At 70.1% G+C, this 25312-nt stretch carries 20 protein-coding genes; 13 read left to right on the forward strand and 7 right to left on the reverse strand.

The features are described from left to right. Window positions 1-21: 21 nt before the first annotated feature. Together OG700_RS32390 and OG700_RS32395 are read left to right on the forward strand one after the other, a co-directional pair. Complete coding sequence (locus tag OG700_RS32390; protein WP_405619809.1) at window positions 22-1074, forward strand: LLM class F420-dependent oxidoreductase; 1053 nt, start codon at window positions 22-24, stop codon at window positions 1072-1074. A gap of 291 nt (window positions 1075-1365) precedes the next feature. Then, window positions 1366-2148 carry a ferritin-like domain-containing protein gene (locus OG700_RS32395; RefSeq protein ID WP_405619811.1) on the forward strand — a complete coding sequence of 261 codons (783 nt, stop codon included), beginning with the start codon at window positions 1366-1368 and terminating at the stop codon, window positions 2146-2148. A 59-nt stretch (window positions 2149-2207) separates the two neighbouring features. On the opposite strand, the gene OG700_RS32400 is transcribed toward OG700_RS32395, so the two are convergent. Next, on the reverse strand, window positions 2208-3224 hold the full coding sequence (locus tag OG700_RS32400; RefSeq protein ID WP_405619813.1) for a magnesium and cobalt transport protein CorA: 1017 nt from the start codon (window positions 3222-3224) through the stop codon (window positions 2208-2210). Between the two features lie 132 nt (window positions 3225-3356). On the opposite strand from OG700_RS32400, the gene OG700_RS32405 reads away from it, so the two are divergent. From OG700_RS32405 to mshC, 4 genes are all read left to right on the forward strand, one after another. Continuing rightward, window positions 3357-4076 (forward strand): histidine phosphatase family protein, encoded by a 720-nt coding sequence (locus OG700_RS32405; protein ID WP_405619815.1) that lies wholly within the window; start codon window positions 3357-3359, stop codon window positions 4074-4076. Between the two features lie 107 nt (window positions 4077-4183). Further along, on the forward strand, window positions 4184-4774 hold the full coding sequence (locus OG700_RS32410; protein ID WP_405619817.1) for a DUF3090 domain-containing protein: 591 nt from the start codon (window positions 4184-4186) through the stop codon (window positions 4772-4774). Then, complete coding sequence (locus OG700_RS32415) at window positions 4738-5571, forward strand: SCO1664 family protein (protein WP_405619819.1); 834 nt, start codon at window positions 4738-4740, stop codon at window positions 5569-5571. Before OG700_RS32410 ends, OG700_RS32415 begins: the two co-directional genes overlap by 37 nt. 177 nt (window positions 5572-5748) lie before the next feature. Next, window positions 5749-6978 carry a cysteine--1-D-myo-inosityl 2-amino-2-deoxy-alpha-D-glucopyranoside ligase gene (mshC, locus tag OG700_RS32420; protein WP_405619821.1) on the forward strand — a complete coding sequence of 410 codons (1230 nt, stop codon included), beginning with the start codon at window positions 5749-5751 and terminating at the stop codon, window positions 6976-6978. Window positions 6979-7077: 99 nt separating this feature from the next. On the opposite strand, the gene OG700_RS32425 is transcribed toward mshC, so the two are convergent. After that, entirely contained in the window at window positions 7078-8154 is a 1077-nt protein-coding gene (locus OG700_RS32425; protein ID WP_405619823.1) for a PAC2 family protein, read from the reverse strand. A 255-nt stretch (window positions 8155-8409) separates the two neighbouring features. Between OG700_RS32425 and OG700_RS32430 the strand changes: the two genes are divergently transcribed. The 5 genes from OG700_RS32430 to OG700_RS32450 all read left to right on the forward strand — a co-directional run bounded on the left by OG700_RS32430 (window position 8410) and on the right by OG700_RS32450 (window position 14376). After that, window positions 8410-9729 (forward strand): enolase C-terminal domain-like protein, encoded by a 1320-nt coding sequence (locus OG700_RS32430; protein WP_405619826.1) that lies wholly within the window; start codon window positions 8410-8412, stop codon window positions 9727-9729. After that, entirely contained in the window at window positions 9726-10529 is an 804-nt protein-coding gene (locus tag OG700_RS32435; RefSeq protein WP_405619828.1) for an SDR family NAD(P)-dependent oxidoreductase, read from the forward strand. Before OG700_RS32430 ends, OG700_RS32435 begins: the two co-directional genes overlap by 4 nt. Window positions 10530-10721: 192 nt before the next feature. After that, a complete protein-coding gene (locus OG700_RS32440; RefSeq protein ID WP_405619830.1) occupies window positions 10722-11795 on the forward strand; it encodes a sugar ABC transporter substrate-binding protein in 1074 nt (357 codons plus the stop codon). A gap of 2 nt (window positions 11796-11797) precedes the next feature. After that, on the forward strand, window positions 11798-13348 hold the full coding sequence (locus OG700_RS32445) for a sugar ABC transporter ATP-binding protein (RefSeq protein ID WP_405619832.1): 1551 nt from the start codon (window positions 11798-11800) through the stop codon (window positions 13346-13348). After that, on the forward strand, window positions 13345-14376 hold the full coding sequence (locus OG700_RS32450; RefSeq protein WP_405619834.1) for an ABC transporter permease: 1032 nt from the start codon (window positions 13345-13347) through the stop codon (window positions 14374-14376). Before OG700_RS32445 ends, OG700_RS32450 begins: the two co-directional genes overlap by 4 nt. Before the next feature lie 86 nt (window positions 14377-14462). Here OG700_RS32450 and OG700_RS32455 read toward each other — a convergent pair whose 3' ends face one another. The 5 genes from OG700_RS32455 to OG700_RS32475 all read right to left on the reverse strand — a co-directional run bounded on the left by OG700_RS32455 (window position 14463) and on the right by OG700_RS32475 (window position 20355). Next, window positions 14463-15134 (reverse strand): FadR/GntR family transcriptional regulator, encoded by a 672-nt coding sequence (locus OG700_RS32455; protein WP_405619836.1) that lies wholly within the window; start codon window positions 15132-15134, stop codon window positions 14463-14465. Between the two features lie 130 nt (window positions 15135-15264). Further along, window positions 15265-16878 carry an FAD-dependent oxidoreductase gene (locus OG700_RS32460; protein WP_405619838.1) on the reverse strand — a complete coding sequence of 538 codons (1614 nt, stop codon included), beginning with the start codon at window positions 16876-16878 and terminating at the stop codon, window positions 15265-15267. Between the two features lie 50 nt (window positions 16879-16928). After that, window positions 16929-18479 carry a glycerol kinase GlpK gene (gene glpK / locus OG700_RS32465; protein WP_405619840.1) on the reverse strand — a complete coding sequence of 517 codons (1551 nt, stop codon included), beginning with the start codon at window positions 18477-18479 and terminating at the stop codon, window positions 16929-16931. Window positions 18480-18571: 92 nt separating this feature from the next. Beyond that, the gene (locus OG700_RS32470; protein WP_405619842.1) at window positions 18572-19363 is read right to left on the reverse strand and encodes an MIP/aquaporin family protein; all 792 of its coding nucleotides are present in this window, start codon (window positions 19361-19363) and stop codon (window positions 18572-18574) included. Window positions 19364-19590: 227 nt separating this feature from the next. Beyond that, entirely contained in the window at window positions 19591-20355 is a 765-nt protein-coding gene (locus OG700_RS32475) for an IclR family transcriptional regulator (protein WP_405619844.1), read from the reverse strand. A 220-nt stretch (window positions 20356-20575) separates the two neighbouring features. Between OG700_RS32475 and metH the strand changes: the two genes are divergently transcribed. Beyond that, window positions 20576-24100 (forward strand): methionine synthase, encoded by a 3525-nt coding sequence (gene metH, locus OG700_RS32480; RefSeq protein WP_405619846.1) that lies wholly within the window; start codon window positions 20576-20578, stop codon window positions 24098-24100. A gap of 128 nt (window positions 24101-24228) precedes the next feature. Next, complete coding sequence (locus OG700_RS32485) at window positions 24229-24933, forward strand: HAD family hydrolase (protein WP_405619848.1); 705 nt, start codon at window positions 24229-24231, stop codon at window positions 24931-24933. Window positions 24934-25312: the final 379 nt, after the last annotated feature.

Raw genomic sequence — 25312 nt, forward strand, 5'->3', positions numbered from 1 at the left:
CTGATCAGTAAGGGAGTGGTTATGCGGCTCGGCATCAATCTCGGCTACTGGGGCGCCGGCATGGACAGCGACAACCTCGCCGTCGCCCAGGAGGCCGACCGGCTCGGCTACGACGTCTGCTGGGCCGCCGAGGCGTACGGCTCCGACGTCCCCACCGTGCTGAGCTGGGTCGCGGCCCAGACGGAGAGCATCGACATCGGCTCGGCGATCATGCAGATCCCGGCCCGCCAGCCCGCCATGACCGCGATGACGGCCGCCACACTGGACTCGCTCTCCGGCGGCCGCTTCCGCCTCGGCCTCGGGGTCTCCGGACCGCAGGTCTCGGAGGGCTGGTACGGCGTGAAGTTCGACAAGCCGCTGGTCCGCACCCGCGAGTACGTCGAGATCGTCCGCCGCGCGATGTCCCGCGAGCGGCTCTCCTACGAAGGCGAGCACTGGACCCTGCCGCTGCCCGGCGGCCCCGGAAAGCCGCTCAAGCTGACCGTTCACCCCCAGCGCGAGCACATCCCCCTCTACATCGCCGCGATCGGCCCCAAGAACCTGGAGCAGACCGGCGAGATCGCCGACGGCGCCCTGCTGATCTTTCCCTCGGCCGACCATCTTGAGGAGACCGCGCTCCGGCATCTGCGCGCGGGCCGGGAGAAGGCCGGGCTGACCATGGACGGATTCGACGTCTGCCCGACACTGCCGATCGCGCTGGGCGACGACGTCGAGGCGCTGGCGGACATGTTCCGCCCGTACACCGCGCTGTACGTGGGCGGCATGGGCAGCCGTAAGCAGAACTTCTACAACCAGCTGGCGCGGCGCATGGGGTACGAGCGCGAGGCGGCGGAGATCCAGGACAAGTACCTGGCCGGCGACAAGGACGGGGCCGGGGCGGCCGTACCGCACCAGTTGATCGACTCCACCACGCTGCTCGGCCCGGTGGAGCGGATCGCCGACCGGATGAAGGCGTACGCCGCGGCCGGTGTCACGACGCTGACGCTGGCTCCCGCGGGCTTCACCCTCGACGAACGCCTCGCGGCCCTGCGCGCGGGCACCGAGGCCCTGGAGCTGGCCGGTCTTGTCACCTGAGTGAGCCCGAGCGCGCTCGAAGCGCGCCGGAAGCGCACCCGCGTGGCTCAGAAGTCCGCGGCCGTGGTGGGGGCTCGGGGGGTCTTCCCCGCCACGGCCGTCATGAAGGACAACGCCCAGGCCCCCCACCCGGTTACGCCCACCCGCATCCGTACGGACGTGCGTCAGGGGGGCGCGAAGCACTACCCCCTTCGGCCGAGTCGTGCCCCTGAGCTGTTGCCTCTTGCCCCGTGTCGCATTTGACTCCTTGTGCGGGTGTCTGAGTGGACATCGGCATGGAGGTGGCATCCGATGCTCTCGGCCCGAGGCCTGTTCGAGGAAATCCTCGACAACGACGACTCCTTCCGGCTCTTCTGCTCCATCGCGGCCAGCGGCGAGGCCCAGGGCGGCTGGGAGAACGGCCGTATCGCCGCCTTGGTGCCCGAGGGAATGCGGGATCTCGCATCCAAGATCACCCGGCACGGCGCCGACGAGGACAAGCACGGGCGGATCTTCCACGCGCTGCTCAAGAGGCGCGGCCTCGAACCGGTCGACGTACCGCCCGCCACCGACTACACGATGCTGCTCGAACGGCGGGGCATCGGTCTCCCGCACGACAAACTGCGCCGGAACGACCCACTGACCGAAGAGGACATCGTCGTCTACCTCTCGCACAGCAGGGTGACCGAACAGCGTGCCGCCGACCAGATGGACATGTTGCGGGGGTACTTCGGCGGCCATCCGCTCGTCGGCAACGCCGTCAAGATCATCAGCGCCGACGAGGACAACCATCTCGCCTACTGCCACGAGGAGTTGCTGCGCCTCGCGCGCCAGGGCCACGGCCGCACCATCCACCGGGTGCTCCAGGAGAGCGCGCGGGCCGAGATCCGCATCTACCGCGACGTGAGCCTCGCCGTGATGGGCCACATGGGCCGCATCCTCGACTGGCCCCGGCCCAAGGCGGCGCTGCTGACCGCCGGGATCCACGGTCTGTACGCGATGGAGAGGGCGGGCGGCTGGCGGCGGATGGTCAGCCTCACGATGCCGGAGCGCCGCGACGCGCTGGGCGGCCCGGCGACCGTCCCCGCCTTCTGAGCGGCCGGGCGGCCGACCGGCCGGCCGGGCTGTCGGGCGAGTCGGTCGTGTCGGGCGGGTCAGAGCCAGCCGTTGCGCTTGAAGAGCCGGTGCAGGAAGGTCACCGCACCGGCCATCAGCAGCAGCGCGCCCGGATACCCCCACACCTGTCCCAGCTCGGGCATGTGATCGAAGTTCATGCCCCAGATCCCCGCCAGCAGCGTCGGCACCGCGGCCATCGCCGCCCAGGCCGAGATCTTGCGCATGTCGTCGTTCTGCCGCACACCCATCTGCGCGAGATGGGCGGACAGGATGTCCGACAGCAGCCGGTCCAGCCCTTCCACCTGCTCGTTGACGCGCGTCAGATGGTCGTCCACGTCCCGGAAGAACGGCTGCGACCGCTCCTGGACGAACGGCACCCCGGCGCGCGTGAGCCGCGAGACCGGCGCCGCCAGCGGCCCGGCCGCCCTGCGGAACTCCAGCACCTGCCGTTTGAACGTGTAGATCCGCTCCGCCGCCGGCTGGTCGCCCGCCTCGCGGCCGCGCCCCGAGCCGCCCTCGGCCGGTGAGAAGACCTGCGCCTCCAGCTCCTCCAGGTCGACCTGGAGCTCGGCGCACACGTCGAGGTAGTGATCGACCACCGCGTCGCTCACGGCGTAGAGGACCGCGGTGGGACCGTGCTTGAGCACCAGGGGCTCCGACTCAAGGCGTTGGCGTACGGCGTGCAGCGGCGCGCCCTCGCCGTGCCGGACCGTCACCACGAACGAGTCACCGATGAAGAGCATCAGCTCGCCGCTGGAGACGGAGTCGCGCTCGGAGTCGTACACCACCGGTTTGAGCACCACGAACAGCGAGTCGTCGTAGACCTCCAGCTTGGGCCGCTGGTGCGCCTTGAGCGCGTCCTCGACGGCCAGCGGATGCATGCCGAACTCGCTGCTGACGAGGTCGAACTCCTTCGGCGTCGGCTCGTGCAGCCCCACCCAGAGGAAGGCGTCCCCGTGGGCTCGCGCCTCGGCGAGGGCGTCGGACAGATCGGCGGGCCCGTCGGTACGGCGCCCGTCGCGGTAGATGGCACGGTCGACGATCACGCCGGGCATTCTTCCCGGCCTGCGGGCTTTGACGCACGTCCGCCGCACGTCCGCCGCAGCTCCGCCGCGCGCCCCGTACACCCGGTCCCCGCCGTCCGGGTGGCCGCCACCGCCTTTGCCGCACCGTTTAGGCTGGCCGTCATGGCCACCCTGATCCTCGTACGGCACGGTCGCTCCACCGCCAACACCTCGGGCGTCCTGGCCGGCCGGACCCCCGGCGTCGCGCTCGACGAGCAGGGCCTCGCACAGGCCGCCGCCCTGCCGGGGCGGCTCGCGGGTCTGCCGCTCGCCGCCGTCGTGTCCAGCCCGCTCCAGCGCTGTCTGGAGACGATCCAGCCGCTCGTCGACGCCCGCCCCGGCATCGAGACGCACCACGAGGAGCGGATCAGCGAGTGCGACTACGGCGACTGGTCGGGGCGCAAGCTGGCCGAACTGGGCGACGATCCCCTGATGTCCGTCGTGCAGCAGCACCCCTCGGCCGCCACGTTCCCCGGCGGTGAGTCGATGCGCGCCATGCAGGCACGCGCCGTGGACGCCGTACGGGACTGGAACAGCCGCGTCGAGGCGGAGCACGGCGAGGGCGCCGTCTTCCTGATGTGCTCGCACGGCGACATCATCAAGTCCCTGGTGGCCGACGCGCTCGGCATGCATCTCGACCTCTTCCAGCGCATCCACGCCGACCCCTGCTCGGTTACCGCCATCAGGTACACCCCGCTGCGGCCGTTCGTGGTGCGGCTGGGGGACACCGGCGACCTCGATTCCCTGACACCGCGTGAGAACGGCGCGGGCGGAAAGAAGGACAGCGGCGACCCGGACAGCAGCGGTGAAGCCGTCGTGGGCGGCGGCACCGGCGCCGCGTGATCGCCGCGCGCAGTAGGGTGGACGGGCCGTCCGTGCCACCCCGGAGGTCCGTTCTCCGGGCGCGCCGGACCGCCCCATTTGCCGTCAATTCCCAAGGGAGACAGGACGTGTCCCGTCAGGTGTTCCTCTACGACCCGCCGGACCGCTTCGTGGCCGGTACGGTCGGGCTGCCTGGCCGCCGTACGTTCTTCCTCCAGGCATCCGCCTCGGGCCGCGTCACCAGCGTGGCCCTGGAGAAGACCCAGGTCGCCGCGCTCGCCGAGCGGATCGATGAGCTGCTGGACGAGGTGGTGCGCCGCACCGGTGGCAACGCGCCGGTGCCCGCCATGGCGACCACCGACGTCGCCGACGCCGCACCGCTCGACGCGCCCGTCGAGGAGGAGTTCCGGGTCGGCACCATGGCCCTGGCCTGGGACGGCGACGAACAGCGCATGATCGTCGAGGCACAGGCCCTCGTCGAACTCGACGCCGACACCGACGAAGACCTCGCCGACGCCGAGGAACGGCTCCTCCAGGACGAGGAGAACGGTCCGCCGATGCTCCGTGTCCGGCTGTCCGGCGCCCAGGCCAGGGCCTTCGCCAAACGCGCCCTGGACGTGGTCAACGCGGGCCGGCCGCCGTGCCCGCTGTGCAGTCTGCCGCTCGACCCGGAGGGACACGTATGCCCGCGCCAGAACGGATACCGCCGGGACGCATGAGCCTGCCGGAGGTGGATCTGCTCACCAAGGGCGAGCTGACCGTGCGCGGCCGGATCCGTGAAGCGTCCAACGCGGTGCTGTACTGCGCCGTGTCGTACGAGGGCGAGGAGGCGCGGTGCGTCTACAAGCCCGTCGCGGGGGAGCAGCCGCTCTGGGACTTCCCCGACGGGACGCTCGCCCAGCGCGAGGTGGCCGCGTACGAGATCTCCGAGGTGACCGGCTGGGGGCTCGTCCCGCCCACCGTGCTGCGTGACGGCCCGTACGGCGAAGGCATGTGCCAGCTGTGGATCGAGGCCGACGAGAGCGACGCGGCGCCCCAACTCCTCGCCCTGGTCGAGGAGGAGGAGCCGGCCGACGGCTGGAAGGCGATCGGGTTCGCCGAGGTCGGCGAGGGCCGTACGGCACTGCTGGTGCACGCCGACGACCCGCGGCTGCGGCGGCTCGCCGTACTCGACGCCGTGATCAACAACGGTGACCGCAAGGGCGGCCATCTGCTGCCCGAGGCGGGGGGCCGGCTGTACGCGATCGACCACGGCGTCACCTTCAACGTGGAGGACAAGCTGCGCACCCTGCTGTGGGGCTGGGCGGGGGAGCCGCTGCCCGACGAGGCCGTGACCGTCCTGGACCGGCTGGCCGGCGAACTGGCCGAAGGCACCCCGCTCGCCACCCGGTTGGCCGAGCTGATCACACCGGCCGAGACCGACGCCGTACGGTCGCGAGTCCAGGAGCTGCGGCGTACGGGATGCCATCCCAAGCCGTCCGGGCAGTGGCCCGCGATCCCCTGGCCGCCGGTCTGACGGCCGGCGGGTGGACCGGACGGGCTTCAAGCCCGTCCGGCGATTGAGGACGAGCGCGGCCCACGAGCCGCGCAGCCGCCCCTACACATCAACCCGCCGAAAAGGCAAGGGCGCCGAACCGGACAACAGCGCCGGTCCGGTTCGTATCCGGAACCAACGTCCGGTTACGCTCATGACATGCATGCCTGGCCCGCTTCCGACGTCCCCGCCCTGCCCGGCAAGGGCCGCGACCTCCGGATTCACGACACAGCGACCGGTGGACCCGTCACCGTCGCGCCCGGTCCCGTCGCCCGTATCTACGTCTGCGGCATCACGCCGTACGACGCGACGCATCTGGGGCACGCGGCGACCTACAACGCGTTCGACCTCGTGCAACGCGTATGGCTCGACACCAAGCGCCAGATCCAGTACGTCCAGAACGTCACCGACATCGACGATCCACTCCTGGAGCGCGCGACGCGCGACGGTGAGGACTGGACCGGGCTCGCCGAGCGCGAGACCGCCCTCTTCCGCGAGGACATGACGGCCCTGCGGATGCTGCCGCCGCAGCACTACATCGGCGCGGTCGAGGCGATACCGGGCATCGTGCCGCTCGTGGAGCGGCTGTGCGACAGCGGCGCCGCGTACGTCCTGGACGGCGACGTCTACTTCTCCGTCGAGGCCGACCCGCACTTCGGCGAGGTCTCCGGTCTCGACGCCGAGGCGATGCGGCTGCTCTCCGCCGAGCGCGGCGGCGACCCTGAGCGCCCCGGCAAGAAGAACCCCCTCGACCCGATGCTCTGGATGGCGGCCCGCGAGGGCGAGCCGAACTGGGACGGCGGCAGCCTCGGCCGCGGCCGGCCCGGCTGGCACATCGAGTGTGTGGCCATCGCCCTCGACCATCTCGGCATGGGCTTCGACATCCAGGGCGGCGGCAGCGATCTGGCCTTCCCGCATCACGAGATGGGCGCCTCGCACGCGCAGGCGCTGACCGGCGAGTACCCGTTCGCCAAGGCGTACGTGCACGCCGGGATGGTCGGGCTCGACGGCGCGAAGATGTCCAAGTCCAAGGGCAATCTGGTCTTCGTCTCGACCCTGCGTCACGAGGGCGTGGATCCGGCCGCGATCCGGCTCTCGCTGCTCGCGCACCACTACCGCTCCGACTGGGAGTGGACGGACCAGGTGCTCGAAGCGGCGGTGGCGCGGCTCGGGCGCTGGCGGGCCGCCGTGTCCCGGCCCGACGGACCGTCCGCGCGGGCACTGGTGGAAGAGGTGCGCGAGGCCCTGTCGAACGATCTGGACGCCCCGGCGGCGCTGGCCGCGGTCGACCGCTGGGCGGCCCTTCAGGAGTCCACCGGCGGTACGGACGAAGGGGCGCCGGGAGTGGTGTCCCGCACGGTCGACGCGCTGCTGGGCGTCGCGCTGTAGGTCCACTTGTACGGAAACGACGGAAGGGCCGCACGGTGCGGCCCGTCCGTCGTTTCCGCGGCGAACTGCGGAGTCGTACCCAGTCGTACGCAGTCGCGCTCAGTCGTCCGGGGAATCCTCGTCGTCCCCGGTGCCCGCCCCCGGGTCGGGGGCAGGGCCGGATCCCTGCCCCGGCGGCTCCCGGTCCGGCCCGGCGCCGGTATCCGGCCCCGGTCGCGGCGTCCGCGGCGGTCTGCCGCGACCCGGCCCCGACCCCGGACCCGACGTGTCGCGCAGATACGTCCCCGAGCCCTCGCCGCTCTCCGTGGCGTGCCCGCCCGGCGGCTGGCCGGGACCGCCGTCACGCCGTCGCAGATACCGCTCGAACTCCCGCGCGATGGCCTCGCCCGACGCCTCGGGCAGCTCCGCGGTGTCCCGCGCCTCCTCCAGCGACTGGACGTACTCCGCCACCTCGCTGTCCTCGGCGGCCAGTTGGTCCACTCCGAGCTGCCACGCCCGCGCGTCCTCCGCCAGTTCGCCCAGCGGGATCCGCAGCCCGATCAGATCCTCCAGCCGGTTCAGCAGGGCCAGCGTCGCCTTCGGGTTGGGCGGCTGCGACACGTAGTGCGGTACGGCGGCCCACAGGCTCACCGCGGGCACCCCCGCGTGTGTGCACGCCTCCTGGAGGATGCCGACGATGCCGGTCGGGCCCTCGTACCGGGTCTCCTCCAGGTCCATCGTCCTGGCCAGGTCCGCGTCCGAGGTCACGCCGCTGACCGGTACCGGGCGGGTGTGCGGGGTGTCGCCGAGCAGCGCGCCCAGGATGACCACCATTTCCACGCCCAGCTCATGGGCGAAGCCCAGGATCTCGTTGCAGAAGGAGCGCCAGCGCATGGACGGTTCGATGCCGCGGACCAGTACCAGGTCGCGGGGTTTCTCCCCGCCGACCCGGACCACGGAGAGCCGGGTCGTGGGCCAGACGATCTTCCGTACTCCGCCGTCCAGCCAGACCGTGGGCCGGTTGACCTGGAAGTCGTAGTAGTCCTCGGCGTCCAGCGCCGCGAACACCTCGCCCTTCCACTCCCGGTCCAGATGCCCGACCGCCGTGGAAGCGGCGTCGCCGGCGTCGTTCCAGCCCTCGAACGCGGCCACCATGACCGGGTCGATCAGCTCGGGTACCCCCTCGAGCTCGATCACCCAGGCCTCCTTCCGAAGTGTTCGGTGAACGTACGGACCAACCTTACGGCTTATCGGCTACCGGCCAGCAGCCCCCGTGCACGCGCGGGTGAACTTCCGCGCCGCTGGGCATGGCTGGGGGTGCCGATCCAACGAACCGGAGAATTCATCCGAGCTGTGACCGTGAATTTCGTTCCGCCCCTGGACGTTTACCCATCAACGGCGCTATACATCGGATGACCGAAGAGGTCCGATGTTCTTCTCAGGGGGCGTGCAGTGAGTCAGACCGTCACAGAGTTCGGGGTCCACGACATCCGCTTCCCCACCTCGGAACAGCTCGACGGCTCGGACGCCATGAACCCGGACCCCGACTACTCCGCCGCATACGTGGTCCTGCGCACCGACGACGGCGCCGAGGGCCACGGCTTCTGCTTCACCATCGGCCGGGGCAACGACGTACTCGCCGCCGCCATCGAGGCCCTGCGCCCGTACGTGGTCGGCCGCCGCGCACCCCGTACCGCCGCCGATCTCGCCGCGCTCCACATCGAGTTGACCCACGACTCGCAACTGCGCTGGCTCGGCCCGGAGAAGGGCGTCATGCACATGGCCGCAGGCGCGGTCATCAACGCGGCCTGGGACCTCGCCGCCAAGGCCGCGGGCCTGCCCGTCTGGGAGTTCCTGGCCGGCATGACGCCCGAGGAACTGGTCTCGCTCGTCGACTTCCGCTATCTCACCGACGCCCTCACCCCGGCCGAGGCGCTGGACATCCTGCGCGCCGCCGAGCCCGGCCGCGCGGAGCGCGCCGCCCGGCTGCGCGCCGAGGGCTACCCCGCGTACACCACGTCACCCGGCTGGCTCGGCTACTCCGACACCAAGCTGGTCACCCTCGCCGAACAGGCCGTCGCCGACGGCTTCGAGCAGATCAAGCTCAAGGTGGGCGGCGACCTGGACGACGACGTACGGCGGATGAAGCTGGCCCGCGCGGCGGTCGGCCCCGACATCCGTATCGCCGTCGACGCCAACCAGCGCTGGGACGTCTCGGACGCGATCCGCTGGATGACCGCACTGGCCCCGCACGAACCGCACTGGATCGAGGAGCCCACCAGCCCCGACGACATTCTCGGCCACGCCGCCGTCCGGGCCGGCCAGCCGGTCAAGGTCGCCACCGGCGAACACGCCGCCAACCGCGTCGTGTTCAAGCAACTGCTCCAGGCCGGAGCCGTCGACTTCGTCCAGATCGACGCGGCGCGCGTCGCCGGCGTCAACGAGAACCTGGCGATCCTGCTCCTCGCCGCCAAGTACGGCAAACCGGTCTGCCCGCACGCGGGCGGAGTCGGCCTGTGCGAACTGGTCCAGCATCTGGCGATGTTCGACTACGTTGCCGTCTCCGGCAGTTGGGAGGACCGCGTCATCGAGTACGTCGACCACCTCCACGAGCACTTCACCGACCCGGCGGTGATCGACTCCGGCCGCTACGTCGCGCCGGGCGCCCCGGGCTTCTCCGCGCGCATGCGCCCGGAGTCGATCGCCGCGCACCGCTACCCCGAAGGGCCCGTCTGGCAGGCCCGCCGCACCACCGAGGAGGTCAACTCATGACAGCGGCACCGGACACAGGAGACTTCGCGGGCCTGGGCGCCCTCGTCACCGGCGGCGCCTCCGGCATCGGCGCGGCCGTCGCGGCCCTGCTGCTCGCCCGCGGCGCCCGCGTCGCCGTACTCGACCGCGACACCGCGGCGGCCCCCGCCGGCACCCTGGCGCTCAAGGCCGACGTACGGGACGACGACGCCGTCCGCGCGGCGGTCGACGCGGCGGCGGCCGAGTTCGGGGCCCTGCACACCGTCGTCTCCAACGCCGGGATCGGCGCCATCGGCACCGTCACCGACAACGACGACGCCGAATGGCTGCGGGTCCTCGACATCAACGTCCTCGGCATGGTCCGTACCGCACGCCACGCGCTGCCCCATCTGCGGCGCGCCGCCGCCGGCCGGCCCGGCTGTGTCTCGATCACCCACACCTGCTCCATCGCCGCCACGGCCGGGCTGCCGCAACGCGCCCTGTACAGCGCCAGCAAGGGCGCCGTGCAGTCGCTGACCCTCGCGATGGCCGCCGACCACGTCCGCGAGGGCATCCGCGTCAACTGCGTCAACCCCGGTACCGCGGACACCCCCTGGGTGGGCCGCCTGCTCGACCAGGCCCCCGACCCGGCGGCCGAACGCGCCGCCCTCGAAGCGCGCCAGCCCACCGGACGGCTGGTCAGCGCGGACGAGGTCGCCGCCGCGGTCGTCTATCTCGCCAGCCCCGCCGCAGCCGCCGTCACGGGCACGGCACTCGCGGTCGACGGCGGAATGCAGGGACTTCGCCTGCGCCCCGCCACGTCCCCAGAGCCTGTCGGATGACCTCTGATCGGGCGTTCACACCCAGGTACGCGCGCTTCCCGCGTTGCCGAATTGCCCTGGTAGCTCCACTACGAGGACACTCCGACGCCTTGGAATCGCACGCACCAGACCGCGCCCGCTTTCCGATCGCAGGTCACCCGACAGGCCCTGCCTGTGAGCTTGAGCCGACACCCACCCAAGGACGGACAATCCATGCCGCGACACCCTGTGGGGCGATCCCCACGCACCGCACTGCGTACGAGCGCCGCCGCCTGCGCCGCGCTGCTCGCCGTCACGGCCCTCGCGGGCTGCAACCGTGACTCGGGGGGCGGGGACGCCGAAGGCGGCGGCAAGGTCGGCATCGACCTGCCGCGCAGCGACAGCGACTTCTGGAACTCCTACCAGCAGTACATCGAGTCCGGCGTCAAGGACGAGGGGATCGACGCGCTGCCGCTGACCAACTCGCAGAACGACATCGGCAAGCTCGTCTCCAACGTCCAGGCCTTCACCGACCAGGGTGCCAAGGCCGTCGTCATGGCCCCGCAGGACACCGGCGCGATAGCCGAGACGCTGGCCGGCCTGAACGAGAGGAAGATCCCCGTCGTCAGCGTCGACACCCGCCCCGACAAGGGCGACATCTACATGGTCGTACGGGCCGACAACCGCGCCTACGGCGAGAAGGCCTGCGACTACCTCGGCGAGCAACTGGGCGGCAAGGGCAAGGTCGCCGAGTTCCAGGGCGACCTCTCCTCCATCAACGGCCGCGACCGCTCGGAGGCGTTCAAGAGCTGCATGGACGAGAAGTTCCCCGGCATCAAGGTGTTCGAGCTGGCCACCGAGTGGAAGGGTGAAGTGGCGTCCGCCAAACTCCAGTCCACGCTCGCCGCGCACCCGGACCTGAACGGCATCTACATGCAGGCCGGCGGTGTGTTCCTGCAGCCCACGCTCGCGCTCCTGGAGCAGAAGAAGCTGCTCAAGGCGCCGGGGGAGAAGGGCCACATCACGATCATCTCCAACGACGGCATCCCGGAGGAGCTGGACGCCATCCGGGCGGGCAAGATCGACGCCACGATCTCGCAGCCGGCCGACCTGTACGCCAAGTACGCGCTGTACTACGCGAAGGAGGCGCTGGCCGGGAAGACCCCGAAGGAGGGCCCGACCGACCACGGCTCCAACATCATCAAGATCCCGAACGGCTACGAGGACCAGCTCCCCGCGCCCTTGGTGACCAAGGAGAACGTGGACGACAAGGCGCTGTGGGCCAACCAGCTGGAGAAGAAGAGCTAGCCATGCATCACGACCCCGCCCCCGCCCAGGCGCCCGCCGTGCACGCGGAAGGCATCGTCAAGCGCTTCGGTCCCACCGTGGCGCTCGACGGGGTCCGGCTGACCGTCGCGCCCGGCGAGTCCCACGCACTCGTCGGTCGCAACGGCGCCGGCAAATCCACCCTCGTCAGCGTTCTCACCGGACTTCACGAGGCCGACGCGGGCCGGGTGAGCTTCGGCGGCGAACCGGCGCCCGCCTTCGGTGACATCTCGGCCTGGCAGTCCAAGGTCGCCTGCGTCTACCAGAAGTCGATGGTAGTGCCCGACCTGACCGTCGCCGAGAACCTCTTCCTCAACAACTACGGCCTGGGCAAGGGCCGTTCGGGGACCGGCGGTCGCCTCATCAGCTGGCGCCGGCTCCGTACCCGCGCCGAGGAACTGCTCGCCGAGTACGGCGTCAGCGTCGACCCGAACGCCCGGGCCAAGGATCTCGCCGTCGAACAGCGGCAGTTCGTGGAGATCGCCCGCGCCCTGTCGTTCGGTGCCCGGCTGATCATCCTCGACGAGCCCACGGCCCAGCTCGACGCCCGCGGCATCGACAGCCTCTTCGACAAGCTCCGCGACCTCCAGAGCCAGGGGGTGGCGTTCCTCTTCATCTCCCACCACCTCCAGGAGGTGTACGAGCTGTGCAGCACCGTCACCGTCTACCGCGACGCCCGCCACGTCCTGACCGCACCGGTCGCCGAGCTGGCCAAGGCGGACCTGGTGACGGCCATGACCGGTGACGCGGCAAGCTCGGCCGCCGACTGGCACGCCGTGCGCGCGGTGGCGCCGGACCGGGCCGCGGAGCCCGTACTCACCACCGAAGGACTGTCCCTGGAGGGCGAGTTCGAACCGCTCGACCTCGAAGTGCGGCCCGGTGAGGTCCTCGGCCTGGCCGGGTCCGCGGCCAGCGGCAACACCGCGCTGGGCGAGACCCTGGTCGGAATGCGCAAGGCGACGGCGGGCCGGATCGCGGTACGCGACCGGACGGTGCGGCCGGGCAGCGTCCCGCACTCGCTGGACGCCGGGATCGGCTACATCCCCGAGGACCGGCACCTCCAGGGGCTCGTACTGAACCGCAGCGTCGCCGAGAACGCCACACTCACGGTCGCCGACCAGCTCGGCCCGTGGGGGACCGTACTGCCCTCGCGTACGCGGGAGTTCGCCCGGTCCATGATCGACTCGCTGGACATCAAGACGACGGGACCCGAGCAGCCGGTCTCGGGCCTGTCGGGCGGCAACCAGCAGAAGGTGGTGGTCGCACGGGCGCTGGCCCGCGCGCCCAGCGTGCTGGTGGCCCTGCGCCCCACGGCGGGCGTCGACGTCAAGTCGAAGGACTCGCTGCTCGGCGTCGTACGCCGGGTGGCCGACGAAGGAAACGCGGCCGTGATCATCTCGGACGAGCTGGATGATCTACGGGTCTGCGACCGCGTACTGGCCCTGTTCCACGGGCGAGTGGTGGCAACGTTCGGGAGCGGGTGGACCGACCGGGAACTGGTCGCCGCCATGGAAGGTGTGGGGGAGAGCCGATGACCGAGACGATACGACCGCCGGTGCTCGACAAGGAGGGCACCGACGACCATCCGCTGAGCCGGCTGAAGCTCATCCGATGGAGCGACTTCTCGCTCGTGCCGGTGATCCTGGTGCTGATGGTGATCGGCTTCATCGTCTCGCCGGTCTTCCTCACCTCCACCAACCTGATCAGCGTCGTTCAGCAGTCGTCCGAGCTGAGCCTGCTGGTGCTCGCCCAGGCACTGGTCCTGATCTGCGGCCGGATGGACCTGTCGATGGAGTCGACGATCGGCATCGCGCCGGTCATCGCCATGTGGATGGTGCTGCCGAGCGACGGCGGCCGGTTCGCCGGGCTCGATCTGCTGCCCGTCTGGATGGCCATCCCGGCGTGTCTGCTGGTCGGCATGATCGTCGGCGTCGTCAACGGCTTCCTGATACTGAAACTGCGGGTCAACGGGTTCATCGCCACTCTCGGCATGCTCACGATGCTGCGCGGCCTCCAGATCGGCATCACCGAGGGCAAGTCGATCACCGAAGTCCCGGAGTCCTTCCGCTACCTCGGCAAGACCGACTGGCTGGGGGCACCCGCCGCCGTCTGGATCTGTCTGGCCCTGTTCGCCATCGGCGGCGCGACCCTCGCCTGGCTGCGGCACGGACGCTCGCTGTACGCCATCGGCGGCAACCCGGAGGCGGCGCGCGCCGCCGGTATCCGGGTCGACCGGATCACCTGGATCGTGCTGGCCGTCGGCGGCGTCCTCGCGGCCTTCGCCGGCATCCTCTACACCGGCCACTACGGCTCCGTCGCCGCCACCCAGGGCAACGGCTGGATCTTCCAGGTCTTCGCCGCCGCCGTGATCGGCGGCATCAGCCTCAAGGGCGGGCGTGGCACGCTCTTCGGCGCGCTGACGGGTGTGCTGACGCTCCAGCTGGTGGTGAACGTGATGACGCTGGGCGGGGTGCCCGCGCTCTGGAACCAGTTCCTGAACGGCGCGATCATCATCGTCGCCCTGGTCATCTCGCGGTTCGCGAGCGGCGAGAAGCAGGACTGACGGCCACCCGCACCACCACGGACGCGGGCCTCCCGGGATGGATTCATCTCCCGGGAGGCCCGTATCCGTGGTGGTGCGTGGGACCGTCAGAGCGTCGACCGCAGCCACTGCTCCACGCTCGCGATGTGCACCGTCGCCCACGACCTGGCCGCCTCCGCGTCCCGGTCGCGCAGCGCCGCCAGGATCGCCCGGTGCTCGTGCAGGGTGCGGCTGACCGCGTCCTCCTGGGTCAGCCCGCGCCACACCCGGGCCCGCGTGGTCGGCCCTGACAGACCGTCAAGCAGCGAGCAGAGCACCGAGTTGCCCGAGGACTGCACGATGCCGCGGTGGAAATCCAGGTCGGACGCGACCAGCTCCTCCACCGAGGGATCCGCCCCCAGCGCGTCCAACTGCTCTCCCAGCACGTCCAGTTCGGAGTCCTTGATCCGGGACGCGGCCATCGCCGTCGCGGCCGGCTCCAGGATCCGGCGTACCGCCAGGAACTCCAGCACCGTGTCGTCGCGGTGGAAGTCCACGACGAAACTCAGCGCTTCGAGGAGCAGTTGGGGATCGAGGCTGGTGACGTACGTCCCGTCGCCCTGCCGTACGTCGAGAATGCGGATCAGCGACAGGGCGCGTACCGCCTCGCGCAGCGAGTTGCGCGACAGGCCCAGTTCGGCGGCGAGCTCGCTCTCCTTGGGAAGGCGGTCCCCCGGGCGCAGCGCGCCCGAGACGATCATTCCCTTGATCTTCTCGATGGCCTCGTCGGTGACAGCCATGGGCGACCTCCATACATCCGATGTATCGGTCTCCATTATGCGTCTCCGTACGCGCCCGGCGCCCCGTTCCACCGGAGTTCTCCCCGCCGTGTTTCGGAAGTTGATTCGAGGCGTGACATCAGGTGTCCCGTCAGGTGTCCCGCCGGCTCAGCAGCTCCTCGACCCGGTCCCGGATCCCGTCCGTGTCGAGACCGCGGATCGTCAGTGTCGTACGGCGCCGCAGCACGTCGTCCGCGGTCTGCGCCCACTCGTGGTCGCGTGCGTACACCACCTGCGCCCAGATCTCCGGCGCGTCCGGGTGGATACGTTCGCCCAGCTCCGGCCGCTCGTACGCCAGCCGGGCGATGTCGAACGCCAACGACCCGTAGTGCGTGGCCAGATGGTGCGCGGTGTCGCGTGCGATGCCGTCGCCGTGCGCGCCGCCGTCGATCAGCAGCCGGTGCGTGACCGCGTGCGGGTTGGCGATGCCGGGCAGCGGCAGCATCTTCGGCAGCCGTGACGTGGGCTCGATGTCGGAGCCGAGCGGACGGCCCGGCAGCGTCTCCAGCTTGTCCAGCACCGTACGGCCGATATGGCGGAACGTCGTCCACTTGCCGCCGGCCACCGACAGCATGCCCCCGCTGCCCTCGGTGACGACCGTCTCGCGCTTGGCGGTGGACGTGTCACCGGGACCGCCGGGCAGCACCCGCAGACCGGCGAACGAGTAGGTGATCAGCTCGCGCGAGAGCTGCTGGTCCCGGACGGACAGCGACGCCTCGTCCAGGATCTGGTGGATGTCCGCGTCGGTGACCGCCACGTCCGCCGGGTCGCCCTCGTACACCTCGTCCGTCGTGCCGAGCAGCAGCATGTCCTCCCAGGGGAGGGCGAAGGTGATGCGGTACTTGTCGATCGGTGTCGCGAGCGCCGCGTTCCACGGGGCGGTGCGCCGCAGCACGAGGTGCGCGCCTTTGGAGAGCCGGATGGACGGCTCGGACCGCGGGTCCTCCAGTTTGCGCAGATGGTCGACCCACGGGCCGGTGGCGTTCAGTACGAGCCGGGCGTCGACCCCGAACTCCGTACCGTCCAGGGCGTCCTTGAGGTCGGCGCCCGTCACCCGCCCGCCGGTGAACCGCAGCCCGGTCACCGAGGCGTGGTTGAGGACGGCGGCGCCCGACTCGACGGCGGCACGGACCGTCATGACGGCCATCCGCGCGTCGTTCATCTGGTCGTCGCCGTACACGGCCACGGCGCGCAGATTGTCCGTCCGCAGCTCGGGCACCGCCCGCCGCGCCTTGGCCGGGCTCAGCAGATGCCCGACACCGTCGCCGAACGCGGAGAGCGCCGAGTACGCGAAGACACCGGCGCCCAGCTTGGCCGCGCTGTGCGGCCCGTCCTTGTAGACGGGCAGATAGAACGTGAGCGGGTTCGCCAGATGGGGCGCCACCCGGCGGGAGACCGCGCGGCGCTCGAAGTGGTTCTCGGCGACCAGCTTCACGGCGCCGGTCTGGAGGTAGCGCAGACCGCCGTGGAGCAGTTTGGAGGAGGCGGAGGAGGTGGCGCCCGCGAAGTCGCCACCGTCCACCAGGGCCACCCGCAGTCCCGACTGGGAGGCGTGCCAGGCCGTGGAGATGCCCAGGATGCCGCCACCGATGACCAGCAGGTCGTAGGTGGCGCGGGACAGTTGTTCCCGGGTCTCGGCGCGGCTCGGGAGGGAGCCGCCGGCCGGGTGCGTGCCCAGGGCGGGACCGCTGTGCAGGGTGGTCATGGTGTCTCCTCGCTCAGCTGTGACGGCTCAGCCGTGACGGAACAGCCCGGTCAGCTGTCGTCGTCCTCCAGCCAGCCCTTGGTGCGTTCGACGGCCTTGAGCCAGTTCTTGTACTCGCGGTCGCGCCGGGCGGCGTCCATGTCGGGTGTCCACTCGGCGGCCCTGCGCCAGTTGGCGCGCAGCGCGTCGGTGTCGGGCCAGAAGCCCACGGCGAGCCCCGCCGCGTAGGCGGCGCCGAGACAGGTGGTCTCCGCGACCATCGGCCGCACCACGGGCGCGTCGAGGACGTTGGACAGCGTCTGCATCAGCAGGTTGTTGGCGGTCATACCGCCGTCGACCTTCAGTGACGTCAGCTCCACCTTGGAGTCCTTGGTCATCGCGTCGCTGATCTCGCGGGTCTGCCAGGCGGTGGCCTCCAGCACGGCGCGGGCGATGTGCGCCTTGGTGACATAGCCGGTGAGACCGGCGATCACGCCGCGGGCCGCCGAGTCCCAGTGGGGTGCGAAGAGCCCGGAGAAGGCGGGCACGAAGTACGCGCCGCCGTTGTCCTCCACGGAGGAGGCCAGCGTCTCGATCTCGGGCGCGGAGTTGATCAGGCCCATCTGGTCGCGCATCCACTGCACCAGCGCGCCGGTGACGGCGATCGAGCCCTCCAGGGCGTACACCGCCGGCTGGTCCCCGATGCGGTAACCGACCGTGGTCAGCAGGCCGTTGTAGGAGTTGATGGGCTTGTTGGCGGTGTTCATCAGCATGAACGTGCCGGTGCCGTACGTGGACTTGGCCTCACCCTCGGCGAAGCAGGTCTGGCCGAACAGGGCCGCCTGCTGGTCACCGAGCGCCGAGGCGACCGGGATCCCGTTCAGCGGGCCGCCCTTGGCCGTTCCGTACACCTCGGACGAGGAACGGATCTTCGGCAGCATGGCCATCGGGACGCCGATCGACTTGCAGATCTTCGGGTCCCACTCCAGGGTGTCGAGGCGCATCAGCATCGTGCGCGAGGCGTTGGTGACGTCCGTGACGTGCACACCGCCGTCGACGCCGCCGGTCAGATTCCAGATCACCCAGGAGTCCATGGTGCCGAAGAGGATGTCGCCGCTCTCGGCGCGCTCGCGCAGCCCCTCGACGTTGTCCAGCAGCCAGCGGGCCTTCGGCCCGGCGAAGTAGGTCGCCAGTGGCAGTCCGGTGTCGCGCCGGAAGCGGTCCTGGCCCACATTGCGGCCGAGTTCCTTCACGAGGCCGCTGGTGCGGGTGTCCTGCCAGACGATGGCGTTGTGGACGGGCTCACCGGTGTTCTTGTCCCAGAGCATGGTGGTCTCGCGCTGGTTGGTGATCCCGATCGCCAGGACGTCGCCCTTGGTGATGCCGGCCTTCTCGATGGCGTTCGCCACGACTTCCTGGACGTTGGTCCAGATCTCCTTGGCGTCGTGCTCCACCCAGCCGGGCTTGGGGAAGATCTGCTGGTGCTCCTTCTGGTCGACGGCGACGATGCGCCCGTCGACGTCGAAGACGATGCAGCGGCTGGACGTCGTGCCCTGGTCGATGGCCGCGATGAACGGTCCCGTGCCGTGGGAGGAAGTCCCGGTGCTCTGTGCGTCACTCACGGTGTCTGCTCCTGCTCGGTGCGGAGGAAAGGCGGACGGAAGGCGGAGGGGAAGCGGCGAGGGATCGCGCACTCTCGGCGGATCATCCGCGCCTACTTGAAGGCCCAGTTGTAGAGACCGGCCGCGGCGGCGCCGCCGATCAGCGGGGCGACGACGGGGATCCAGGCGTACGTCCAGTCGGAGCCGCCCTTGTTGGGCAGCGGCAGCAGCGCGTGGACCAGACGGGGACCGAGGTCGCGCGCCGGGTTGATGGCGTATCCGGTGGGGCCACCGAGCGACAGACCGATACCCACGACGACCAGGGCGGTGATCAGCACGCCCAGGACGCCGAGGCCGTTGCCGTCGTCGTTCAGTCCCTGGGTGAGGATCGCGATCACCAGCACGAAGGTGGCGATGATCTCGGTGAGTACGTTCTGCGCGGTGTGCCGGATCTCCGGGCCCGTCGAGAAGATGCCGAGGACCGGACCGGCCTTCGGCGCGGACTCCTGGTCGACCATGCCCTCGATCGCCGGCTGCGCGGCGAGGATCTCCGGGTCGGTCAGATGGGCCTTGAACTGGCCCATGTACGCCACCCAGACCAGGAAGGCGCCGATGACGGCGCCGAGCATCTGGCTGGCCATGTAGAGCGGTACGTCGCCCCACTCGGTCCCGCCGGATATCGCCAGACCGAGGGTGACGGCGGGGTTCAGATGGGCGCCGGAGACGCCGGCGGAGAGATACGCGCCGGTGAGGACGGCGAAACCCCAGCCGAAGCTGATGGCGAGCCAGCCCGCGTTCTGCGACTTCGAGCGTTTGAGGACAACGCCGGCGACCACGCCACCACCGAGCAGGATCAACAGGGCCGTACCTACGGTCTCGCCGATGAAGATGTCGAAGTGAGACACCCGAGACTCCTTCGTCCAGGGAAAGGCGGACCCGCGGCTCGCGCCGTTGGTCCGCGCCCTCAGGTGAGGGCGTTGCCGGCCCTTGGCGTTGTCGTGCACACAAGATGACCCGTCGATCAATGTTCGACAATGCCGACCGCTGAACGGCAGTGTCATCCTGGGGTGGATACGCAGTCAAGGGTTCCGTAGCCGGAACCTCGTTCTGTTCAGATCATCGGCCATGCGGCTCAGAAGCGCCCGGCGCCGACATCCCTGGACACCGAACGGGCACATTCGCGCACCGCCGTGATCAGCTCCGGGCGGACCTCGCCACCCTCGCACAGCCGTTCCACCGCACCGGTGAGAGCGATGGCCCCCACCGGCATCCGCCGCCGGTCATGGATCGGCGCGGCCACCGCGGCCACCCCTTCCCAGGTCTCCTCGACATCCGTCGCCCAGCCGCGCGACCTGGTGAGTTCGAGAATCTTCTCGAACTGCTCCAGATCGGTGACGGTGCGCGAGGTCAGCTCCCGGCGGGCGCCCCTGACGGCCTCGCCCCGGGCCACGGGGTCGTACGCCGCGAGCACCTTCCCCAGGGCGGTGGAGTGCAGCGGCTGCATCGCGCCCACTTCGAGGACCTGCCGGCTGTCGTCCGGCCGGAAGACATGGTGCACGATCAGTACGCCCTCCAGGTGCAGCACGCCCAGATGCACGCTCTCGCCGCTGGACCGCGCCAGATCGTCCGTCCACACCAGGGCGCGGGACCGCAGCTCGTGGACGTCCAGATAGCTGTTGCCGAGCCGCAGCAGCTCGGCCCCCAGCTGGTAGCGCCCGGAGGCGGCGTCCTGCTCCACGAACCCCTCCTCCTGGAGGGTCCGCAGAATGCCGTGCGCCGTGCCCTTGGCCAGACCGAGCGAGGAGGCGATGTCGGACAGGCCGAGCCTGCGCTCGCCGCCCGCGAGGAGCCGCAGCACCGCCGCCGCGCGCTGGAGCGACTGAATGCTCTTCGCCATCGGCCCGGACCTCCCTGACGCAGTTGTTCGACAATGCTGAACAATATCGGCCCATGCCGACTCGGTGTTACGGACAGCCGATTCCACCCCCGCCCACGGCGCGACCGTCCGCCCCGTGAAACGGAACGCCGCACGGAGCCGGGCACCGCTACCCTGGCCGGGTGCCCCTTCCACCGGAAGGCGCAAAGCCGACAGCCGTCGCATCCCCGGGAGTATTTTCATGGCCCCGTCCTCCAGCGTTTCCGCCGACAGCCGGACCCGAGTCGAAGCCCTCCGCGAGGCGCTCGCCACCCGCGTGGTGGTGGCCGACGGGGCGATGGGCACCATGCTCCAGGCGCAGGACCCGACCATGGAGGACTTCCAGGATCTGGAAGGCTGCAACGAGATCCTCAATGTGACCCGCCCGGACATCGTGCGCTCGGTCCACGAGGAGTACTTCGCGGTCGGCGTCGACTGCGTGGAGACGAACACCTTCGGTACGAACTTCGCCGCGCTGGCCGAGTACGACATCTCCGAGCGGGTCTTCGAACTCTCCGAGGCCGGCGCGCGCATCGCCCGCGAGGTCGCCGACGAGTTCACTCTCTCCACCGGACAGCAGCGCTGGGTACTGGGCTCGATGGGACCGGGCACGAAGCTCCCGACCCTCGGGCACGTGGACTACGTGACGCTGCGCGACGCCTACCAGCGCAATGCCGAGGGCATGATCGCCGGCGGCGCCGACGCGCTGCTGGTGGAGACGACCCAGGACCTGCTCCAGACGAAGGCGGCCGTCCTCGGCGCCCGGCGCGCGCTCGACTCCACCGGCACGAAGCTGCCGATCATCTGCTCGGTGACCGTCGAGACGACCGGCACGATGCTGCTCGGTTCCGAGATCGGCGCGGCACTGACGGCGCTGGAGCCGCTGGGCATCGACATGATCGGCCTCAACTGCGCCACCGGCCCCGCCGAGATGAGCGAGCACCTGCGCTATCTGGCCCGCCACTCGCGTATCCCCCTGTCCTGCATGCCCAACGCCGGCCTGCCCGTCCTGGGCAAGAACGGCGCGCACTATCCGCTGACCGCGGGCGAACTCGCCGACGCCCAGGAGAACTTCGTCCGTGACTACGGCCTCTCCCTGGTCGGCGGCTGCTGCGGTACGACCCCGGAGCATCTGCGGCAGGTCGTGGAGCGGGTACGCGGTGCGGGCATCACGGAGCGGGTGCCGCAGCCGGAGCCGGGCGCGGCCTCCCTCTACCAGAGCGTGCCGTTCCGCCAGGACACGTCGTACCTGGCGATCGGCGAGCGGACGAACGCCAACGGGTCGAAGAAGTTCCGCGAGGCCATGCTGGAAGGCCGCTGGGACGACTGCGTGGAGATGGCGCGCGCCCAGATCCGCGAGGGCGCGCACCTGCTCGACCTGTGTGTGGACTACGTCGGCCGCGACGGCGTCGCCGACATGGCGGAACTGGCGGGCCGATTCGCCACCGCCTCCACCCTGCCCATCGTGCTGGACTCCACCGAACTGCCCGTCCTGCGGGCGGGGTTGGAGAAGCTCGGCGGGCGCGCCGTCATCAACTCGGTCAACTACGAGGACGGTGACGGGCCGGATTCCCGCTTCACCCAGGTCACCCGGCTGGCCAAGGAGCACGGTGCGGCGCTGATCGCGCTCACCATCGACGAGGAGGGCCAGGCCCGTACTCCCGAGCACAAGGTCGCCATCGCCGAGCGGCTGATCGCGGACCTGACGGGCAACTGGGGGGTGCACGAGTCGGACATCCTCATCGACACCCTGACCTTCACCATCTGCACGGGCCAGGAGGAGTCGCGGAAGGACGGGATCGCGACGATCGAGGCGATCCGGCGGCTGAAGCAGCGCCACCCCGACGTACAGACCACGCTCGGCCTGTCGAACATCTCCTTCGGGCTCAACCCGGCCGCCCGCATCGTCCTCAACTCGGTGTTCCTGGACGAGTGCGTCAAGGCCGGACTCGACTCCGCGATCGTGCACGCGTCGAAGATCCTGCCGATCGCCCGGCTGGAGGAGGAGCAGGTCAAGGTCGCCCTCGACCTGATCTACGACCGGCGCGAAGAAGGCTACGACCCGCTCCAGAGGCTGATGGAGCTGTTCGAGGGCGTCAACACCAAGTCGATGAAGGACGGCAGGGCCGAGGAACTGCTCGCGCTGCCGCTGAACGAGCGCCTGGAGCGGCGCATCATCGACGGCGAGAAGAACGGCCTGGAGGACGACCTCACCGCCGCCCTCGCCGAACGGCCCGCGCTGGCGATCGTCAACGACACCCTGCTGAACGGCATGAAGGTCGTCGGCGAGCTGTTCGGCTCCGGCCAGATGCAGCTGCCGTTCGTACTCCAGTCGGCCGAGGTCATGAAGAAGGCCGTCGCCTTCCTCGAACCGCACATGGAGAAAGTCGCGGATGGCGAAGATGCTGTCGGCAAGGGCACGATCGTCCTGGCGACCGTCCGCGGTGATGTCCACGACATCGGCAAGAACCTGGTCGACATCATCCTCTCCAACAACGGCTACACCGTGGTCAACCTCGGCATCAAGCAGCCCGTCTCCGCGATCCTGGAGGCCGCCGAGGAACACCGGGCGGACGTCATCGGCATGTCGGGACTGCTGGTGAAATCGACGGTGATCATGAAGGAGAACCTTCAGGAGCTCAACCAGCGCAAGATGGCGGCCGACTTCCCCGTCATCCTCGGCGGCGCCGCCCTCACCCGCGCCTATGTCGAGCAGGACCTGCACGAGATCTACGAGGGTGAAGTCCGCTACGCCCGCGACGCGTTCGAGGGCCTGCGGCTGATGGACGCGCTGATCGGCATCAAACGCGGCGTCCCCGGAGCCGTACTGCCCGAGCTGAAGCAGCGCCGGGTCAAGCCGGTCGCCACCGCCACGGTGACCGAGGAGCACCCCGAGGAAGGCGCCGCCCGCTCCGACGTGTCGACCACCAACCCGATTCCCGAGCCGCCGTTCTGGGGCACCCGCGTCATCAAGGGCATCCAGCTCAAGGAGTACGCCTCCTGGCTGGACGAAGGCGCGCTGTTCAAGGGCCAGTGGGGCCTGAAGGAGGCCCGCAAGGGCGGGCCGTCGTACGAGGAACTGGTGGAGTCGGAGGGCCGGCCGCATCTGCGGGGCTGGCTGGACAAGCTCCAGACCCAGAACCTTCTGGAGGCCGCCGTGGTCTACGGCTACTTCCCCTGTGTCTCCAAGGGCGACGACCTGATCCTCCTCGGTGAGGACGGCTCGGAGCGGACCCGCTTCACCTTCCCCCGCCAGCGCCGGGGCCGGCGGCTCTGCCTGGCGGACTTCTTCCGCCCCGAGGAGTCCGGCGAGACGGACGTCGTGGGCCTTCAGGTCGTCACCGTCGGCTCGAAGATCGGCGGCGCGACCGCCGAACTCTTCGAGCGCAACGCCTACCGGGACTATCTCGAACTCCACGGCCTGTCCGTCCAGCTCGCCGAAGCCCTCGCCGAGTACTGGCACGCCCGCGTCCGCTCCGAGCTGGGCTTCGCGGGTGAGGACCCCTCCGAGGTCGAGGACATGTTCGCCCTGAAGTACCGGGGCGCCCGCTTCTCGCTCGGCTACGGCGCCTGCCCCAACCTGGAGGACCGCGCGAAGATCGCCGACCTCCTGCGGCCCGGCCGGATCGGCGTCGAACTCTCCGAGGAGTTCCAGCTGCACCCCGAGCAGTCCACCGACGCCATCGTGATCCACCACCCGGAGGCGAAGTACTTCAACGCGCGATAGCGCCCACCGCGCGCCATCCCCGGACGAGTCGTACACTTGTCCGTCCAGTGCAGGCCGGTCGCCGCACCCGGCGGGAATCCCGTCAGGAAAGGCGACCGGCCTTCTCGTCCCTCTCGGAGGTGTGCCGGATGACCAGTACGGTTCCCGTGTCCCTGACCCGTACGGCCGAAGGATCGGCCCTTCAGGCCGTTCTGCTCGACATGGACGGCACCCTGGTGGACACCGAGGGCTTCTGGTGGGACACGGAGGTCGCGGTCTTCAAGGATCTCGGCCACCCCCTGGACGACGCCTGGCGCGACATCGTCGTCGGCGGGCCGATGACCAGGAGCGCCGGCTACCTCATCGAGGCGACCGGCGCCGACATCACCCTCGCCGAGCTGACCGTGCTGCTCAACGACCGCTTCGAGGAGCGCATCGGCCGGGACGTACCGCTGATGCCGGGAGCCGCCAGGCTGCTCGCCGAGCTGGCCCACCACCGCGTGCCCACGGCCCTGGTCTCCGCCTCCCACCGGCGCATCATCGACCGGGTGCTGGAATCGGTCGGACGCCACCACTTCACGCTCACCGTGGCCGGTGACGAGGTGGCGAACACCAAGCCGCACCCCGACCCGTACCTGCTCGCCGCACGCGGGCTGAGCGCCGCCCCGTCCCGGTGCGCCGTCATCGAGGACACGGCGACCGGCGTGGCGTCCGCCGAGGCGGCGGGCTGCCGGGTGGTGGCCGTGCCCTCGGTCGCGCCGATCGCCGCCGCCGCGGGCAGGGTGATCGTGAACTCCCTCGAAGAGGTCGATCTGCTGTTCCTGCGCGGTCTGATTACGCACCGGCGTTCCTAGACCCACAGAGCGTGGCCTGTGAAACTATCGAAAGTCCGGGGTATTGCGGTACGCGAATTCGGTGGCCGCCGAGTGATCATCGAGAAGTGATCATGAAAGGCCGGCCGGAAACGCGGGTGACCTTTATCACCCTCACGCCGCGACCGAAGGTGACCACGCCCGTCCCGCACTCCCGACCCGCCCGTTCACCGCGCCGAAACGGGCAGTGATCTGTCCGGTTTCATGGCCTGATGTACGAGTCATTCCGGCGCGCCGATGCCGCTTCATGACCATTCCTGATCGCCTTGCGATTACGCCCGAAGTCGACCCCGTTCATCACATCAGCACCCGCCGACTAATCTCCTCGCGAGAACTTCGCTACACGTTCACCGCCTCAACG

It is taken from the genome of Streptomyces sp. NBC_01508, assembly GCF_045040315.1.
Taxonomy (GTDB): domain Bacteria; phylum Actinomycetota; class Actinomycetes; order Streptomycetales; family Streptomycetaceae; genus Streptomyces.